This window comes from Pseudomonas sp. St290, assembly GCF_018325805.1.
GTDB lineage: Bacteria > Pseudomonadota > Gammaproteobacteria > Pseudomonadales > Pseudomonadaceae > Aquipseudomonas > Aquipseudomonas bijieensis.
The window spans coordinates 5,432,061-5,448,368 of the sequence record NZ_AP014703.1 but is presented as its reverse complement, the minus strand read 5'-3'; the positions used below and the strand labels follow the sequence as shown (position 1 = coordinate 5,448,368).

General features: G+C 59.4%; 14 protein-coding genes. 10 read left to right on the top strand and 4 right to left on the bottom strand.

Annotated elements, in window-relative coordinates:
• Window positions 1-228: 228 nt before the first annotated feature.
• Both PBDP_RS23760 and PBDP_RS23755 read right to left on the bottom strand, forming a co-directional pair.
• A complete protein-coding gene (locus PBDP_RS23760) occupies window positions 229-1,014 on the bottom strand; it encodes a siderophore-interacting protein (protein WP_109753733.1) in 786 nt (261 codons plus the stop codon).
• Window positions 1,011-1,589, bottom strand: a complete 579-nt coding sequence (locus PBDP_RS23755) for a helix-turn-helix transcriptional regulator (protein ID WP_116833372.1) — start codon at window positions 1,587-1,589, stop codon at window positions 1,011-1,013. The genes PBDP_RS23760 and PBDP_RS23755 overlap by 4 nt, the downstream gene beginning before the upstream one ends.
• A 426-nt stretch (window positions 1,590-2,015) precedes the next feature.
• Here PBDP_RS23755 and PBDP_RS23750 point away from each other — a divergent pair, with 426 nt between their 5' ends.
• From PBDP_RS23750 to PBDP_RS23710, 9 genes are all read left to right on the top strand, one after another.
• Window positions 2,016-2,501: a CS1 type fimbrial major subunit gene (locus tag PBDP_RS23750; RefSeq protein ID WP_116833371.1), complete on the top strand. Its 486-nt coding sequence runs from the start codon at window positions 2,016-2,018 to the stop codon at window positions 2,499-2,501.
• A gap of 125 nt (window positions 2,502-2,626) precedes the next feature.
• A complete protein-coding gene (locus PBDP_RS23745) occupies window positions 2,627-5,161 on the top strand; it encodes a CS1-pili formation C-terminal domain-containing protein (protein ID WP_212801404.1) in 2,535 nt (844 codons plus the stop codon).
• Window positions 5,162-5,392: 231 nt separating this feature from the next.
• Window positions 5,393-6,637, top strand: coding sequence for a hypothetical protein (locus tag PBDP_RS23740; protein ID WP_116833369.1), 1,245 nt, complete (start codon window positions 5,393-5,395; stop codon window positions 6,635-6,637).
• A gap of 45 nt (window positions 6,638-6,682) precedes the next feature.
• On the top strand, window positions 6,683-7,930 hold the full coding sequence (locus PBDP_RS23735) for a hypothetical protein (protein ID WP_249411819.1): 1,248 nt from the start codon (window positions 6,683-6,685) through the stop codon (window positions 7,928-7,930).
• Between the two features lie 47 nt (window positions 7,931-7,977).
• Window positions 7,978-9,225: a hypothetical protein gene (locus tag PBDP_RS23730; RefSeq protein ID WP_502936857.1), complete on the top strand. Its 1,248-nt coding sequence runs from the start codon at window positions 7,978-7,980 to the stop codon at window positions 9,223-9,225.
• A 60-nt stretch (window positions 9,226-9,285) separates the two neighbouring features.
• On the top strand, window positions 9,286-10,029 hold the full coding sequence (locus tag PBDP_RS23725) for a molecular chaperone (protein ID WP_116833367.1): 744 nt from the start codon (window positions 9,286-9,288) through the stop codon (window positions 10,027-10,029).
• 41 nt (window positions 10,030-10,070) lie between these two features.
• A complete protein-coding gene (locus PBDP_RS23720) occupies window positions 10,071-10,598 on the top strand; it encodes a CS1 type fimbrial major subunit (protein WP_502936855.1) in 528 nt (175 codons plus the stop codon).
• 130 nt (window positions 10,599-10,728) lie between these two features.
• Window positions 10,729-11,220 carry a CS1 type fimbrial major subunit gene (locus PBDP_RS23715; protein WP_212801403.1) on the top strand — a complete coding sequence of 164 codons (492 nt, stop codon included), beginning with the start codon at window positions 10,729-10,731 and terminating at the stop codon, window positions 11,218-11,220.
• A gap of 55 nt (window positions 11,221-11,275) precedes the next feature.
• Window positions 11,276-11,785, top strand: coding sequence for a CS1 type fimbrial major subunit (locus tag PBDP_RS23710; RefSeq protein ID WP_212801402.1), 510 nt, complete (start codon window positions 11,276-11,278; stop codon window positions 11,783-11,785).
• A gap of 174 nt (window positions 11,786-11,959) precedes the next feature.
• Here the strand turns inward: PBDP_RS23710 and PBDP_RS23705 are convergent, their stop codons facing one another.
• Window positions 11,960-15,067 (bottom strand): transglycosylase domain-containing protein, encoded by a 3,108-nt coding sequence (locus PBDP_RS23705; RefSeq protein WP_212801401.1) that lies wholly within the window; start codon window positions 15,065-15,067, stop codon window positions 11,960-11,962.
• Window positions 15,068-15,434: 367 nt separating this feature from the next.
• Here PBDP_RS23705 and PBDP_RS23700 point away from each other — a divergent pair, with 367 nt between their 5' ends.
• Window positions 15,435-15,893, top strand: coding sequence for an REP-associated tyrosine transposase (locus tag PBDP_RS23700; RefSeq protein WP_109753743.1), 459 nt, complete (start codon window positions 15,435-15,437; stop codon window positions 15,891-15,893).
• A gap of 75 nt (window positions 15,894-15,968) precedes the next feature.
• Here the strand turns inward: PBDP_RS23700 and PBDP_RS23695 are convergent, their stop codons facing one another.
• Window positions 15,969-16,250, bottom strand: coding sequence for a hypothetical protein (locus PBDP_RS23695; protein ID WP_212801400.1), 282 nt, complete (start codon window positions 16,248-16,250; stop codon window positions 15,969-15,971).
• Window positions 16,251-16,308 lie beyond the last annotated feature (58 nt).

Here is a 16,308-nt window from a genome sequence, read left to right as displayed (position 1 = left end):
GGTATTAAAGGACAGCGATACTCCCTGTGGTGAGGGGATGTATCTGTGGCGAGGGGATTTATCCCCGCTGGGCTGCGCAGCAGCCCCCAGAACAGTCACCCCAATCTTTCTGATCCACCGAGTTGCCTGGTTTTAGGACTGCTGCGCAGCCCAGCGGGGATAAATCCCCTCGCCACAGGAGGTTGACGGTGTCAGTGGATGAAGGGTACTTCAGCCATAAGCCATCCCTCAATCCTCCTCACTGCCCTCCAGCTTCCAATACCCCACCGCTTTCACAAAGTCCTGGTCCAAGCCTTTCTCCTCCAACAACACCTTGCGAATCTGCCGCGATACCTTGCTCTCGGTCGCGACCCAGGCGTACAGCTTGCCACTGGGCATTTCCAATTGCTGCACGGTGGTCAACAGGCTGTCCCGGCGACCTTCGCGCAGTACCCAGATCACATGCACTTGCGCCGGGCTCTGGAGGATCTGCTGTTCGGCGCCGTTTTCCACTTCCACGACTACCAGCGCGCGCCGGTTGGGCGCCAGGCCTTCGAGGCGGCGGGCGATGGCGGGCAGGGCGGTTTCGTCGCCGATCAGCAGATAGCTGTCGAAGATGTCCGGCACGATCATCGAGCCCCGTGGCCCGCCGATATTGAGGTATTGCCCGGGCGCCGCCTGGGCCGCCCAGGTCGCGGCAGGGCCGTCGCCGTGGAGCACGAAATCGATGTCCAGCTCCAGGGTGTCCAGGTCGTAGCGGCGCGGGGTGTAGTCGCGCATCTCGGGCATCGGGCCCTGGGCTTTACCTGCGCCGGGGTTGAAGTTTTCCAGGGCGGCGTGTTCCTCGGCGTTCTGCGGGAACATCAACTTCACGTGATCGTCCGTGCCCAGGCTGACAAAATCGGCCAGTTCCGGCCCGCCGACGGTGATGCGGCGCATGCGTGGGGTCAGGTCCTGTACCCGCAACACTTGCAAGCGACGGCGTTTGATCTCGTGGGTGACGCGGTGAATGGTGTTTGGATCGACTTCGGTCATTGGCTTGACTCCGAGACAGGTGGACGGTCAGGGCCGTCGGTGATGGCTTTGGCGGTGGCGTCGAGCAGATCGCGCACCCGCTGGATTTCTTCCGGGCTCCAGTGGCCATGGTGCTTTTGCAGCGCATGGCGCAGGTTATACACCGCTTCATGGATTTCCGGGGGACGATTGTGGCCGCGCAATGTGCGCTTGCTGATTTCAATGCGTGTACGCACCTCATCCAGCGTTTCGGCCTGGTCCTCGAGGGATAGACGTCCGGCATCGGTCACGCTGTAGCACTTTTTTCCGTCTTCGAGGCCGCAACTGATCATTGCGTTCATTTCCAGGAAGGTCAGGGTCGGATAGATCACCCCGGGGCTGGGGCTGTAGGCGCCGTCGAACATGTTCTCGATCCGGCGGATCAGGTCATAGCCGTGGCACGGCTGTTCGGCAATCAGCGCCAGCAGCAACACCTTCAAATCACCGGGGGCGAAGACCCGGGGGGCCCGGCTGCCACGCGAGCCTGTAGGGCGTCGTTCGAAACCGTCATATTCACGTTTGGAGGAAGAATCGGAATGAGAATAAAGGGCGTTCATATGCTGTCTCCGTTCTGCATATAGATAGCACTCAGATATATCTTGAATAAAAGATATATCTTTTGACTTGATGGTTTTTTGCAAACTAAGATATATCTTTATTTCGCGGCGGGTTATTTGGGTTCAGGGAAAGACCTTACATGAATAGTCAATGTATGCGAGGTGCGGTTGCATACATTTGTAATGATTAAAAGGGTGTCAGCTTAAAATGTGGGCTGTTTCTGACAGCTGAACTTAAGCTTTATCGATATCGGGGTATTTTTCGCTCTTCCGCGTGCTGGATTTACTACAAGCCTATAGGAAATTGCCTGCTTTTTTTTAGTTAAAGAGCGCCGATCATGCTCGGCGTTGGAGGGACAGGCCAAGTTGCTGTTGGTCTGCAATTTCAATCATTTCTCTTTATTGCTAAGAACAGGTGTTAACAACATGCTCAAACAACTCGTATCCGTTACTGCTCTGGCCGCCGCTGCCGTGAGTTCTTCGCTGGCCTTCGCCGCTGCCGACGCAATCTCGTCCATCCACATCAAAGCGGAGATCCCGACCCAGCAGTTCCATGTGCAGCCGCGCAACCCGGACTTCGGTAAAGATGAAACCATGAGCTACAACACGGTCAGCGGTACTTTGACTTCGTTGCGCCAGACCTATGATGTGAAAAACACCGAAGGTTCGGTAAACGCTTATATCGAAGGCGGCCCGGGTGCGCTGTACAACGGTAGCGACGCCATCGCCCTGACCACCGCCTTCAACGGCGTCACCCTGACCGCAACGCCTCAGGAAGTGGTCGACGATGCAACCTCCACCCCGGGTACCCAGGCTGACATGACCATCGTCGCGGCCAAGCCTCTGGCTACCCAGAACGGCCTGTACACCGCCGACATGACCGTCATCTTCGACGCCGTGCCTCGCCCGTAAGGCCATTCGCTGCCCGGTGAGTTTCACCTCACCTCCACGGGCATGCCGCAGGCCGACCTGTTCTCCCCCAACGGGTCGGCCCGCACCTGAACGCCCTGATAGCTCGCTGATTAGAGAGTCCGTTGATGTTTCCGATAACACCCATCGCGGGTGCGCTCGCGCTGTTGTTGTGCGCGAACGCATTGGCCGCCCCGGCCGCCCCCGGTACCACTCCCAGAAGCCTGTTGTCCCAGGCCAAGGGCCTGCCGGCGGAGTTTGAAGCGCACTTCTTCGATGTCCCCCTTGCAGTTCGTGTTGAACTCAACCAACAGTACCTGGGTGAAGCCATGGTGGTCTTGACCCGCGATGATCGCATTACCCTGCTGGAGTTTACCGACACGCAAGACAGTTCGATAAAGGCCATTGACCGGGAGCAATGGGAGCAACGACTCAAGCAAGGCCAAGCGCTGGGCGCTTGTGAAACCAATTGCACCGCGGGGCTGCTCGCCGTGCATTACAGTCTCGAGAACTCCTTGGTGTCGATCCTCACTAAAGACGTTGAGCGCACCACCGAAACCAAGCGTTATCACGATCAGCCGGAAGGCGGCAGCCTCGGCCTGATCTTCAATAACCAACTCAATCTAAACGGTGGCCAGGAGCAGGACACCGGCGGGCGCTATGGCCTCAACGCCAGTTCCAGCCTGGGCAACTGGAGCCAGTCGCTGGACCTCCAGCTTTCGCGCCTTGGCGGGCCGGATGACAAGCTCTACCACGCCGTCCATGAGCTCTATACCCAGCGCGAATTGGAAGGCCATTTCTTTCGCCTGGGCTATTTCACGCCCAGTTCCGATGGTTTGAATCGTCAGATCCGTTCGTTCGGCGCCAACCCGGACACCGCCCTTGGGGTGATGTTTGGCAGCTCCGACAGCCTGGCGATCGACAATCCAAAACCCAGCGTATACCCCATTTATGTCACCGCGAGCCGTCAGGCTTCGGTGGAGATTTATCGCAGCGGCCTGTTGATCAACACACAGGCGGTCAGCGCCGGTTTGCAGAGCCTGGACACCCGGCCCTTGCCCGGCGGTATCTATGAGGTGGAAGTGCGGCTGATCGAGGACGGGCAAACCACCGCCACCAGCCAGGAACTGGTCTACAAACCGAACAATTGGAGCAGCACCGAGGACCGCTGGCGCTACAACCTGTTCGCCGGTCGCGAAACCCGCCTGTGGAGCAACTGGGAAGACCAGCCCTCGGGTTTCAACACCGCGGGGCTCGGCGTCAACTACCTGCTACACCCACGGGTGATCCTCGGTGCCTCCACGCGCCAAGTGCAGGACAAGCTGCAAGTCGGCACCTCGATCGACTGGACGCTCGCCAGCAGTACCAGCCTGTACGCCAACGTCTACCAGACCCAGCAGTACGGCACCGGCATGGACCTGCAAGGCCTGTATAGCTATGGCCATGGCAGCATCGTCGCCAGCCACAACCGCAGTTGGCTCGACACCCGCAATACCTACGAGACCTTGCCGGACGGCACCCGTGTCCGTCAGCGCAACGTGTTCGTCGGCCATACCAGCAACTCGTCGCTGTCGGTCAACCATCGCTTGAGCAACAAGACTTCCGTCAACGCACGCCTGGCCTATAGCGAAGGCAATGTCCAAGGCACGGGCCTGGACCTTGGCTTGACCCAACGCGGCAAGCTGCGTGGCAGCGATGCCAACTGGCGGCTGTCGGTGTTCGACCGCCCCGGTACTTCGAGCACCAACGACCGGCGCAATCGCGGCGTGGACCTGAGCCTCAACGTGGCTTTGGGCGGGCCGGGCGAATACTGGTCGGGCACCATCGGCACCCGGACATCCCGGGAGGGCACGCGGGACAACAATGGGTCGCTGACCTATCGCCGCGACCTGGAGGATCACGTGTTGCAAAGCGTCTCCGCCACGGCGCTGGCCGATACCTACGGCGTAGGCCTGTCGGGCATCGCCAGCTTCATGACCGAGTCGATGTATGGCGACGGCTTCGTCCAGCGCTCGTCCTATAACGACAACCTCACCGGCGGCCTGAACCTGAGCAGCACCGTGGCCGTGGGCGGCCAGAAAGCGGCTTTCACCGGCCTGCCCCATGGGCGCGGCGCGGGCATGATCGTCGACGTGGACACCGACCTGGACGGCGTCGTTTTGCGCGCCGACGACCTGACCGGCGGCAGCACCACCTTGCACCCGGGCCGCAACTTCGTGCCCATCACCGCCTACAGGAACAGCCTGGTGACCTTCGACTTCGAGGGCGTGCATCCACCGGCGGCGAACATCGAGCCTTCGCGCACCCGTTATCACCTGAACAAGGGCGGGGTGGACTACCGCAAGATCAGCGTGATGAAAACCGTGACCGTGCTCGGGCGCTTGCTGGACGAGCAGGGGCAACCGCTCAAAGGCCACCACGTGATCAACCATGCCAGCCGCGGTATCAGCGAAGTGGACGGGTTCTTTTCCATGGAGATGAACGCCGCCTCCCCGACCCTGGAAGTGCGTTACGGCAACGAGTTGTTCTGTCGGTTCCGCCTCGATCCGGACAACGCCAGCGTCGAGGGCGATGTGCTGATGATCGGTGACTTGCGCTGCACGCCGGACACCCTGGCCGATACCACGGGGACCGAGTCTGACAAGGCGAAACAGCGTTCGTGAAGCCCCTTACTGGCTAATGCCGTTTTATCCAAGAAATACGATGACCCTGTGGCGAGGGAGCTTGCTCCCGCTGGACGCGCGAGCGTCCCCCTACGGTGTGATGGCTGAGATACAGGGGGCTGCTTCGCACCCCAGCGGGAGCAGCTCCCTCGCCACGGGTGTTCCGACGTTCTTAAGGCAGCGTTACACCCTTATTTGCAGTGATTTGTCTTGATGTATGAGGTTGTATCAATGAAACCCTTTTCGGTTGCAGTACGCAGCGTGGTCTCGGTGTTGCTGGTTGCGTGTGTGCCTGTGGCCAATGCCTTGGAGCGGGATATCACCGCTGTATTCAGGCCTGACGCTTCGAAACCCCAGGAGAATACGTTTCTCAATACCACCCCAACCAGTGGTTACTGTACGCAATATCCGGCGGAATGCAGAGCCGCAAAGATGTTCAGCATTCGGTTACCGCTGACTGCCGCTTCGGTCGGCCCGATTCAAGCCCTGCATGCAGATTATCGGCAAGGTGCGATGTTTAAAGTGCCTGCCAATTGGCGAGCGCTACAGGTCACCCATGCCGAGACGGGGGAGACGGAAACCGTTGAAGTGCGCTGGTCCGGTTTCGGTTCGCAATACGAACTCTCCCATAACGCAATCGAGCTGGTGGGTGGCGGTGTGAGTCTCCTGAGGGCTCATCAGTTGTTATGGAGTTCCAGCTGGGTGTATGCCGCCTCTCCCTGCCAATACAGCGGCGTAGGGTCATATGGCTCGAAGATCTATACATTTTTCTGGAAGGCGCCGGTAGAAAGCTCATGCGCCAAAAAGGCCCAGTTCTTGATTCCAGGGCTCAGTTTTTCCTACCTGGATTTTGCTTATGAGCTACGCACCCCCAACCCTTTGAAAATGTCGTCCGGGCAATACACGGGGTCGCTGACGTATAGCGCCGGGCCAGGGCGGGACATCGACCTGGGCGATGTCATGTTGCCCAGTGATTCCGCGCTCACCCTCAATTTCAAGTTGACTGTCGAACACACCCTCAAGGTCGAAGTCCCCCCCGGCGGCAACCGCGTTGAACTCGTCCCCCAGGAAGGCTGGCAATCCTGGCTCAACAGCGGTCGCAAACCCACGCGACTGTTCCGCGACCAGCGCTTCCATATCTCCGCTTCTTCCCGCTTCAAGATGGCACTCGAATGCCAGTACATCAGCGGCAATACCTGCGCCATCGCCGAGACCGGCAGCGGCCATGCCGTACCGGTGGACGTCAGCGTGACCCTGCCCGATGGCTTGACGGACGGTGCCGGCCAGCCGGTCAACCGCCGCCGACTGCTGCGCGATGGCAGTGGCACCGAGCTTTTCCAGCCAGGTTTGTACGTTGATCGGCGCTCGGGAGCGCTGCATTTCGAGATTGCCCAGGGCAGCGTCGAAGCGATGCTCGACAACGGCGCCAAGGCCTATACCGGCGACGTCACGGTGATCTGGGATTCGCAAGTTTAAAAGGGGTGGCTTGGCCCGTTCGAGCCGACTAGAGGGTGGGTATAGATGAAGCAGTTACCAGTGGCAGTGCAAGGCATGGTTTCAGTGATGTTGTGGGCCTGTGCGTCGACGACCAGTGCCGTGAGCAGGGATGTGACCGCAATCTTCAGGCCCGATCCCTCCAAGCCCAACGAAAATACGTTTGCCAACACCACGCCGGTCTCGGGTTATTGCGCCTTCTATCCGGCGGTCTGCGACAGGGAAAAAATGTTCAGCATCCAGCTGCCCATTAACTTCGCATCGACCGGTCCCATTCAGGCCAATCATGGGGACTCCCGCCAAGGGGCGATGTTCCATGTGCCTGCCACTTGGCGTCTGGCACAGGTGACCCATAGCGGCACGGGCGAGACTGAAATCGTTCAAGTACGCATATCCGGTATCGGTTCGTACTACCAACTGCCCGTCAGCGCAATTGAATTGGTCGGTGGCGGTGTGGATTTCAGGGCTGCCCATGCGAAGTTGTGGGGTGGTTCTCCCTGGCTCTATGCCCCCTCGCCCTGCCAATCCAGCGGGTACAGCACCTTGAATGACCGCGTCTACTTCTTCTTCTGGAAGACGCCGACCGAAGGTGTGTGTGCCAAACGGGCCAGTTACCTGATCCCCAGCATGTCTTACCACGGACTGGACTTTGCCTACGAACTGCGCACACCCAACCCATTGAGGATGTCGTCCGGCCAATACACGGGTTCACTGAGCTACGGCGTCGGGGCAGGGCAGGACTTTGACACGGGCGACGTCATGCTCCCGAACGATTCGGTGATCACCCTCAATCTCAAGCTGACGGTCGAACATACGCTCAAGGTCGAAGTTCCCCCCGGCGGCAACCGCGTCGAGCTGGTGCCCCCGGAAGGCTGGCAAGCCTGGCTGAACAGCGGGCGCAAGCCGACGCGGCTGTTTCGCGACCAGCGCTTCCATATATCGGCCTCTTCGCGTTTCAAGATGGGCCTTGAGTGCCAGCACATCAGTGGCAACACCTGCGCGATCGCGGAAACCGGTACAGGCCACGCCGTGCCGGTGGACGTCAGCGTGACCCTGCCCGAGGGTTTGGCGGACGCCGGCGGGCAGCCGGTCAACCGCCGCCGACTGCTGCGCGATGGCAGTGGCACCGAGCTGTTCCAGCCGGGTTTTTATGTCGATCGCAGGCCCGGGACACTGCACTTCGAGGTGGCCCAAGGCAGTGTCGAGCAGATGCTGGACACGGGCGCCAAGGCCTATAGCGGCAATGTCACGGTGATTTGGGATTCGGAAGTTTAGAAAGGCTGGCTCGGCCTGTTCCGAGCCGATTTGATGGTGAGAAATAGATGAAACATTTATCCATGACAGTGCGCGGAGTGGTTTGCGCGTTGTTGTTTACATGCACACCTGCGGCCAATGCGTTGAGCCGGGACATCAGTGCGATATTCAGGCCTGACGCTTCGAAACCGCAGGAGAATACCTTTCTCAATACCACTCCAGTGAGTGGTTACTGTGAAAATCATTCGGCGGAGTGCCGAACGGCAAAGATGTTCAGCATCCGGTTGCCCATTATCTCCAACGCCATCAGCCCCATCCAGGCCAATCATGGAGACACTCGGCAAGGTGCGATGTTTAAAGTGCCTGCCAACTGGCGCACGGCTCAGATCACTCATACAGGCACGGGCGAAACCGAAGTGGTCGAAGTGCGTTTTTCTGGTATCGGTTCGAGATATCGAATTCCCGCCGGCGTCGTCAATGTGGTAGGTGGCGGTGTGAATCCGCTCACCGCTCACCAGAGATTATGGCGTGGTTCTTCCTGGGTATATGCCGCCGCGCCCTGTCAATACAGTGGTATGGGTTTTTACACCTCTACCGATTACGAGTTTTTCTGGAAGACTCCGACACAAGGGGTATGCGCCAAACCAGCCCTTTATCTGATTCCCGCCATGAGCTACACCCACTTGGACTTCGCCTACGAACTGCGCACCCCCAACCCGTTGAAGATGTCCTCCGGCCAATACACGGGGACGCTGACTTATACCGTTGGTCCTGGGCAGGACCTCGACCTGGGCGACGTCATGATCCCCAACGACTCGGCGATCACCCTCAATTTCAAACTCGACGTCGAACACACCCTCAAGGTCGAAGTTCCCCCCGGCGGTAACCGCGTCGAACTGGTGCCCCAGGAAGGTTGGCAAGCCTGGCTGAACAGCGGGCGTAAACCGGCGCGGCTGTTCCGCGACCAGCGCTTCCATATCTCCGCTTCTTCGCGTTTCAAGATGGCCCTCGAGTGCGAGCGCATCAGCGGCAATACCTGTGCGATCGCCGAAGCCGGCACCGGCCATGCCGTCCCGGTGGACGTCAGCGTGACCCTGCCCGATGGCTTGACGGATGCCGGCGGGCAGCCGGTCAACCGCCGCCGATTGCTGCGTGATGGCAGTGGCACCGAGCTGTTCCAGCCGGGTTTGTACGTCGACCGCCGGCTCGGGATGCTGCATTTCGAGGTGGCCCAAAGCAGTGTCGAGCAGATGCTGGACAGTGGCGCCAAAGCCTATACCGGCAACGTCACGGTGATCTGGGATTCGGAAGTCTGAGTGGCCGACTGGCCGGCAAAATTCAATGAGTTGTGTTTACTGCATGAGGTTGGAACAGCGATGAAACATCTATTGGCATGGGTTGGGATCTATCTGTTTTGCGGCGTGGCCCAGGCTGGGCCGCAGATTGGCGTGGGGGTGGTGTACGACTACCTGGACGGCGACAAAACGACTTACATGAAACGGGTGTTCAACGGCGGGACGTCCACGGCGTTCGTCAAGGTCAACATCCTGGAAATCATCTACAACGAGGACGGTACCTATCAGGAAGTGCCCCTGAAAAACCAGGACAGTGCCCAAGCCAAAGATGGCCTGATGGCCAGCCCGGCGCGGCTGATCGTGCCGGCCAACGGCGTGCAGGGAACGCGGTTGGTGTTCATGGGCAACCGCGACAAGGAACGTTACTTCCGCGTGCGTTTCGTGCCGGTGGTGCCGGAAGCCGAAGACGAGTTCGCCATCAGCGCCGAAGAACGCGAGGAATATAAAAAGGAACGTGTGGAGGCGGGGGTCAAGGTCTTGGCCGGCTACGGCACGGTGTTTTTCGTGCGGCCCAAGGACACCCGTTACGAGACCGTGATCGATAACAGCGCCAGCCGTTACCACTTGCGCAATAACGGCAACACGGTGTTGGTGATCGATGAGTTCAAGGACTGTGTGGCGCAGAAAGAGAACGACTGCAAGCCAACCACCAAGCATCACGTCAAGAGCGGCCAGAGCTTTTCGTTCGACAAGGAAGCGGGGCGTGAATACCGCTTCACACTGGTCGAAGGCAACAAGACAAAAAACGTCGAGATCAAAGGTTGATGGCCGCCGTCGCCGAACCGTCGTCGCCAGAGGTAATCAGAATGTTCAAGACCCTATTGTTCAAGGCGTTGTTGTTCAAGGCATTGTTGTTCAAGTCAGTGTTACGCCCCCTCGCATTGAGCGCATTGATATTGCCTGGGGCCTCGGCCTGGGGCGCGGTGGAGCGGGAAACGTTCGAACTCTACGTGACCATCCCGACAGTCGACTTCTATGTGTTGCCGCTGGACCCGCAACTGGTCCAACGCGAACAACGCTTGCCCTTCAGCACCATCACCACCGACCTCAGCCCCTTGCGGGCGACCTACGAGGTGAAGAACAGCAACGGCTCCATCGGCGCGCGCCTGGGGGAAGAGGCGTACTTGTCCAATGGCCGTGATCGCATTGACTTGCGAGTGACATTCAACAACGTCGAACTGACCCTGAATTCGGCCCAAGTGGTCTCGGCCACCGAGGCCCGGCCCGGGCGCCAGGTGCCGCTGGTCATCGCCGCCATCAAGCCCGATGACGACTACAAGCCAGGCGACTACTACGGCACGGTGCACATGGTGTTCGACGCCACCGCGCCGTAGGGCTGTCGATGCAAGAGCGTGGAGTGGTGAGGCTCAGGGAGTCGAGCATTTGCACCAAACCCCGTGGCGAGGACACTTGAGCAAGCGCCCTCGCCAGGGGTTTTACTTACTATAAAAAAAGGAGCTACACATGTTGAAAAAAATGGTTTTCGTTACGGCTCTAGGTGCTGCCCTGGGCCCTGCGCCAGGCTTTGCGGCCGATGATGCTCGCTCCTCGATTCACATCACCGCCAACATTCCGAACAAGCAGTTTCATGTGCAGCCACGGGATCCGGAGTTCGGCAAGGACGAGGTCATGCATTACAACCCGGTGACCAGAAAATTGTCCCCGGTGCGCCAGATCTTCGATGTGAAGAACACCGAGGGTTCGGTCCATGCCTACGTTGAGGGGAATTCCTGGCTGGACAATGGCTCGAATCAGATTGTCATTGCGGTCATGTTCAACAATGTTCCCCTGTTCACTGGCATACCGCAGGAAGTGGTGGACGACGCCACGTCCACGCCAGGTACACAGGCCGAGATGCACATCTTCGCGCCGTTCCCGATTAATTCCAGCCAGTCAGGTCTTTACACCGGGCTTATCACCGTGATTTTCGACGCGGTCCCTCGGGTTAGCCTGTAACTCACCGCGCCACGGGGAGTCTGTACTTCGTTTATTAATCAGAAGAAGAGCAAGTATGTTTAAAAAAATAGTATCCGTAACGGCCCTGGTTATTGCAGCCCTGAGCCCTTTATTAGTGTTGGCGGCTGATGATGCTCGCGCAGCCATCCATATCACCGCGAACATTCCGAACAAGCAGTTTCATGTGCAGCCACGGGATCCGGAGTTCGGTAAGGACGAATACATGTATTACAACCCCCTGACCTACAAGTTCACCTCTTTGCGTCACACCTTTGACGTGAAGAACACCGAGGGTTCGGTCCACGCCTACATCGAGGGTGGCGCGAGCACCGGGGCCGTCCATTTGAGCAATGGTATAGATATTGTGAGCCTGAGGGTTTTGTTCAACGATGTACCTCTGGACAACCTACCTCAGGAAGTCGTGGACGATGCCACGTCCACGCCCGGTACCCAGGCGGACATGCGTGTCGTTGTTGCGAACTCGCCTACTCGTCCACTCTCACCTGGCATGTATAACGCAGACTTCACCGTGATTTTCGACGCGGTCCCTCGGGTCAGCCTGTAACTCACCGCGCCACATCGATAAGGCTGCGAGTGCTCTGTGGCGAGAGAGTGCTCTGTAGGAGCTGCCGGAGGCTGCGATCTTTTGATCTTGATTTTTCGCTTGTGACTCAACTGTCTGGGACAAGATCGCAGCCTCGTTACACTCGTCAGCTCCTACATCCACATGTGTCGTAACTTACTGGCTTGCCACCAACGGCTTGCACTGGGTCTGGCTGCCCGGTTGCAAGTACGGCGAGAGAAACGGCGCCATGCCCTTGAGCACCTGCACCGGCAAAGCCGAGGTGAACTTGAAGTTCTGCGCCGAAGCCCCCGGGACGAAGGCGGTGAGGGTGCCGAAGTGGCTGTCGCCGATGTAGAACACGAAGGTGGCGGTGCGGTTGATCGATTTGGAGCTGATCACCCGTCCACCGGAACCGACGGCTTCGATACGGTTGTCGCCGGTGCCGGTCTTGCCGCCCATGGCCAGCGGCGTACCGTCGGCCAGTTTGAAACTGCCGGCCACGCGTTTCGCGGTGCCGGCGTCCACCACCTGGGACAGCGCGCCGCGCAGGGCCTGGGCCACTTCCACCGGCATCACGCGCTTGCCGTTGTCCGGGTCGTTGACCAACCGCGTTTCGTAGGGCGTATTGACGGCAAAGTCCAGGCTGTCGATGCGCAGCGCCGGCTGCCGGATGCCGTCGTTGAGGATGGTGCCCACCAGTTCCGCCAGGGCAGCGGGGCGGTCGCCGGAGCTGCCGATGGCAGTGGCCAGCGACGGCACCAGATGGTCGAACGGATAGCCGACTTGTTGCCAGCGCTGGTGGATATCCAGGAACGCTTCGATCTCCAGCATGGTGCGGATGCGACTGTCCCGGGCGCTCTTGTGCCGGCTCTTGAACAGCCAGCTGTAGACCTCCTGACGCTCGAACTCACTGGCCTTGACGATCTGGCTGAACTTGGCCTCGGGATTGTTCAGCAGGTAGCCCATCAACCACAGGTCCAGCGGGTGGACCTTGGCGATGAAACCCTGGTCCGGCAGGTCATAGGCGCCGGGGCCGTAGCTCTGGTAGAGCCGCTCCAGGCGTTCGTCGGTGAGTTTTTCGGCGCTCTTGGCCGACTTCAAGTGCGCGCGCACGAAGCGGTTGAAGCTCTCCTGGCTGTCGTTGGGAAAGAAATAGCGGTGCACGGCGGCCAGGCGGATCGCCGTAGGACGCATGCCGTCGAGGAAGGTTTCCAGGCGCTGGCCGGTGTCCTTTTTCTGGTACTTCTTCCAGAACCTGAGCAGGAACGAAGTGCCTTCGCGGTCGGCGAACTGGGCCAGGTATTCCTGGCGGCGCGGGTCCTTGTCGTCCTTGAGCAGCTCGGAGCTGTTATTGGGGCCGGCATAGGTGGCGTAGCGCACCAGGTCGCGCATCAGGCGGATGAAGGGCAGGTTGATCGATTCTCGCAAGGAGTCACGCAGCGTGGGCATGCGACCGTCGTCTTCCTTGCGGAAGTTGTGGAAGGTATGCAGCCCGCCGCCAGTGAAGAACGCCTCGCCAGGGCTGGCGGAATACGTGCGATCCAGCGCCGCCTCGAGCATTTTCGGCAGGCTGCGGTCGCTGTTCTGGACCAGGTAGTCGACGGCCCAGCGGGAAAGGCGGTCCTGTTCGGCAATCTCGGTTTTCTTCAACGCCGCCGGGGTCTGCTGGGCATAACGTTCGTGCAGTTCGGCGATGATTTGCAGGTAGGTGGTGAGCACCCGCAGCTTGGCGGTGGAACCCAGCTCCAGTTTGCTGCCTTCGTTGATGTCGAAGGGCTGGTCGGTGCTGTCGGTCTGCACCCGCACGCGCGAGCCATCGGGGGTCAGTTCCAGCAGGGTGAAGCTGTAGCGCACCTGGGTGGTGCTGGAGGGGGTCAGCAGGCGTTCGCCCATCAGGCCGATCTCGGTCGCGAAGGCCGGGTCGGCCAAGCGCTTGAGGTACTCGGTGGCCTGGGCCTGCAAGTCGCTTTGCAAGGTGCTGGTGGCCGAGAGGTCCAGACGATCGAGGTCGTACAGCGGGCGATTGAGCAGCGTGGCGAGGCGACTGCGGGCGGCGCTGATGCCCTTGTTGGTTTCGTTGGGCTGGACCGTCGGGTCCTGGACCCAGTCGCGATAACTGACCTTGCTCGCCAGGGCTGCCTCGGACAGCGCCGCATCAATAACGCCGTTCTGCGCCAGTAGCCGGATGTGGCTGTCGGTCAGGCGCGCCAGTTCATCGTGGCCCTTGGACAGGTAATGGGACGGGCGGCGCTGGGCGATCATCAACGACAGCATTTCCCGCAGGGCCAGGCCTTTTTCCGCCAGGCTCTTGGGGTCGTTGGCGGTACTGAACAGGCGTTCATTGGCCCGCTTGAAATCGGCGCCGTACCAGACCCGCAAGCCTTCCGCCATGCCATGGACTTCACCGTGCCCCGGCACGGCGGAGAGCGGCACGCTGTTTAGGTAGTCGCGGATGATCCGTTGCCGCGCCTCGAGGGTTTGCGGGCCGGCCTGGTAGGCCCGCACGCTGGCGGAAATCATCTGGCGGATTTTCTCCCCGCCCGACACCGTGAGGCCCTCGGGAGAGTGACGGTATTTTTCCAGCTGTGTCGCCAGCGTGCTGCCGCCGGCGGACTGCCCCGGCAGGCTCAACAGCTTGGCGACTTGCGACCAGGCCGCCATGGCGAAACGTGGCCAGTCCACTGCCGGGTTTGCCAGCGGTTGCTTGGGGTCGAGCAGAAAGCGGTTCTCGATAAACAACAGGCTCTGCACCACCACGGGCGGGATCGCCTCGAAGTTCGCATACAGTTGCTGCGGGTACTTGAACTGATAGACCGGTGCGGCGCGGCAATCGGTGATGGTCAGCCCGGCCTGGATCTTTTCCGCATAGGGCACGAACAGGCCTTTTTCGACGTAGCCCATCAGCGCCGGCGAAAACCGCGCCTGGGCCTGGATCACGTAGTCGCGCTTGAGCAAGCGCGGCAGGAATTCCCCCAGCGCGCTGTAGCCCAGGCGTCGGTCGAACGGGCCCGCGCCAGGGTAGACGATGGCATCGCTGGGCCCTGGCTGCACCGCATAGTTCAGGGACGCGGCGTACTTGCTGAGCTCCCGGGCCTGAAACCGCGACGTGCGCATCTCCTTGGCCACCGCCAGGCCGACCACCACCACGATAATCAGCAACAACAACCAGAATGCCCGCCAGCCATGCCGTGCGCGGCGTTTTTTTTGAGGTAAAGGCGCTTCTTCCATACGTTCAGTCGGGACCATAGGTTCATTCGAATCGGTTTGCCACAAAGCGCCCATAGTCGACTGATCCATTCACGCAGATTGATCGGACTTGCTTGAAGCTTAGACGGTGGTTGGCGTGGGGGGAGGGGAAATTGTTGGCCCTGGTCTGTCATGACCAGTGGCATTTCTTTGTGGCGAGGGGATTTATCCCCGCTGGGCTGCGAGGCAGCCCCAATGCAGACAATTCAATTTGTTCAGACATACCGGATTTCATCTGGGGGGACTGCTTCGCAGTCCAGCGGGGATAAATCCCCTCGCCACAGATAAATCCCTCTCATCATAGGGATTACGCAAGTCTCGGAAATTTCGCTCGACCTTTGCAGCGTCGACAAACCAGCGGCATGGCTAGGCTGCATTCAAACCCCTTCAAAGGAAGCAAGGAATGCATCCACACCCCAATTCCCATCGCTTGCGTCGAGGTCGTTATTCCGAGCCAGGACGAGCTTATCTGGTGACTGCTGTTGTTCATCAACGACGTCCTGTTTTTGCCAACTGGAAGGTTGGAAGACTATTGGTTGCAGAATTCAAACGTGCCCATGATTCGGGTCTGGTCAGCTCTTTAGCCTGGGTGGTGATGCCGGATCATTTCCATTGGTTGCTGCAAATCCACGAGGGCCATCTGAGTCGTGTCATCGGCGCTACCAAAGCTCGCTGTACCCATAGCGTCAATAGCATGATCGGAGCCACTGGTCCGCTTTGGCAAAGTGGCTTTCATGACCGCGCGATTCGTGACAATGAAGAGCTGCGCCCCAGCGCCGACTACATCATCGCCAATCCGATTCGGGCTGGGCTGGTGGAATGTATCGGGGATTACCCGCTCTGGGATACCGCATGGCTGTGAAGCCCTCATGCTCCCTGTTTGGACAGGAAAATATGGTTTTCCTGTGGAGAGGGAATTTATCTGTTGTGGTGGGATTTACCAGTTGTGATGGAACTCATCTGTGGCGAGGGGATAAATCCCCTCGCCACAGATTAATCTCCGCATCACAAGGAGAACTGTCTGAAAACCTTGCACCAGAGCCATCTGCCTGTACCCAGGCAAGACGTTGCACCATCGTTGTGCAATACTCGGCGCCGTTTTCTGAATGACCTCTATTCCAGACAAGGCCTCTGCAAAACCGGATTCCAACTTAGGCTTATCCCTGGATTTACCAGGTTTTACAGTGAAACTCTCTATCCCTGGCTTTTTATACTGCATGGCCCGCTGATCCTGAGGGTGTTGTTCCACAGGACGGTCTGCCCACAAGACAGACCCG

Bases quoted from the DNA above. Each gene is read 5' to 3' on its own strand.
- PBDP_RS23760 (WP_109753733.1), bottom strand. From the start codon at position 1,014: ATGACCGAAGTCGATCCAAACACCATTCACCGCGTCACCCACGAGATC.
- PBDP_RS23755 (WP_116833372.1), bottom strand. From the start codon at position 1,589: ATGAACGCCCTTTATTCTCATTCCGATTCTTCCTCCAAACGTGAATAT.
- PBDP_RS23750 (WP_116833371.1), top strand. From the start codon at position 2,016: ATGCTCAAACAACTCGTATCCGTTACTGCTCTGGCCGCCGCTGCCGTG.
- PBDP_RS23745 (WP_212801404.1), top strand. From the start codon at position 2,627: ATGTTTCCGATAACACCCATCGCGGGTGCGCTCGCGCTGTTGTTGTGC.
- PBDP_RS23740 (WP_116833369.1), top strand. From the start codon at position 5,393: ATGAAACCCTTTTCGGTTGCAGTACGCAGCGTGGTCTCGGTGTTGCTG.
- PBDP_RS23735 (WP_249411819.1), top strand. From the start codon at position 6,683: ATGAAGCAGTTACCAGTGGCAGTGCAAGGCATGGTTTCAGTGATGTTG.
- PBDP_RS23730 (WP_502936857.1), top strand. From the start codon at position 7,978: ATGAAACATTTATCCATGACAGTGCGCGGAGTGGTTTGCGCGTTGTTG.
- PBDP_RS23725 (WP_116833367.1), top strand. From the start codon at position 9,286: ATGAAACATCTATTGGCATGGGTTGGGATCTATCTGTTTTGCGGCGTG.
- PBDP_RS23720 (WP_502936855.1), top strand. From the start codon at position 10,071: ATGTTCAAGACCCTATTGTTCAAGGCGTTGTTGTTCAAGGCATTGTTG.
- PBDP_RS23715 (WP_212801403.1), top strand. From the start codon at position 10,729: ATGTTGAAAAAAATGGTTTTCGTTACGGCTCTAGGTGCTGCCCTGGGC.
- PBDP_RS23710 (WP_212801402.1), top strand. From the start codon at position 11,276: ATGTTTAAAAAAATAGTATCCGTAACGGCCCTGGTTATTGCAGCCCTG.
- PBDP_RS23705 (WP_212801401.1), bottom strand. From the start codon at position 15,067: ATGGGCGCTTTGTGGCAAACCGATTCGAATGAACCTATGGTCCCGACT.
- PBDP_RS23700 (WP_109753743.1), top strand. From the start codon at position 15,435: ATGCATCCACACCCCAATTCCCATCGCTTGCGTCGAGGTCGTTATTCC.
- PBDP_RS23695 (WP_212801400.1), bottom strand. From the start codon at position 16,250: ATGCAGTATAAAAAGCCAGGGATAGAGAGTTTCACTGTAAAACCTGGT.